The organism is Mesorhizobium sp. M7D.F.Ca.US.004.03.1.1 (assembly GCF_003998635.1).
Classification (GTDB): Bacteria; Pseudomonadota; Alphaproteobacteria; order Rhizobiales; family Rhizobiaceae; genus Mesorhizobium; species Mesorhizobium loti.
Map to the genome: position 1 here is coordinate 1 of NZ_RZQG01001719.1, position 528 is coordinate 528.

A 528-nucleotide genomic window follows, 5' to 3' on the forward strand; every position below is an offset into this window, starting at 1 on the left:
CGCGCCAAGGTTTGGCTGATGGCCCCGCCGAGGCCACCGCCACCGCCCAAGACAAGGCAGGTCTTACCATTCAATCCAAGGTCCAAGCGTTTGTCTCCTTCATGTCGTTATACCAAGAGTCATGGGATTTGACCGATATGGGCCCACTCCCGCATTCCGATTGAAGTGATGGCATCGGGGACAGCGAGGAGTTTGTGCCAAGCCTCGCATGCGGCGTTGATGATAGCCTCATAGTTGTCGAAGACACGGTTGGAGAGCCAGTTCTGGCGCAGGTATTGCCAGACGTTCTCGACCGGGTTCAACTCCGGCGCCCGCGACGGCAGGAAGATCGGCGTGATGTTGTCAGGTACCCTGAGGTTTGCGGTGGTGTGCCATCCGGCGCGATCCATGACGAGCACGGCATGTGCGCCCTTTTCTACGTGCCGGCTGATCTCGTCGATATGGAGTTGCATGGCCTCGGTGTCGGCAAAGGGAAGCGCGAGAGCAGCGCCGATGCCGCGCGCCGGGCAAATTGCGCCGAACAGGTAG

1 protein-coding gene is annotated in these 528 nt (G+C 60.0%); it reads right to left on the reverse strand.

All coding sequences use genetic code 11. The annotated features are described in order from the left end of the window. Window positions 1-119 precede the first annotated feature (119 nt). Window positions 120-528 (reverse strand): transposase (locus tag EN935_RS39690; protein ID WP_206534727.1); only part of this gene is annotated, 409 nt, incomplete at its 5' end.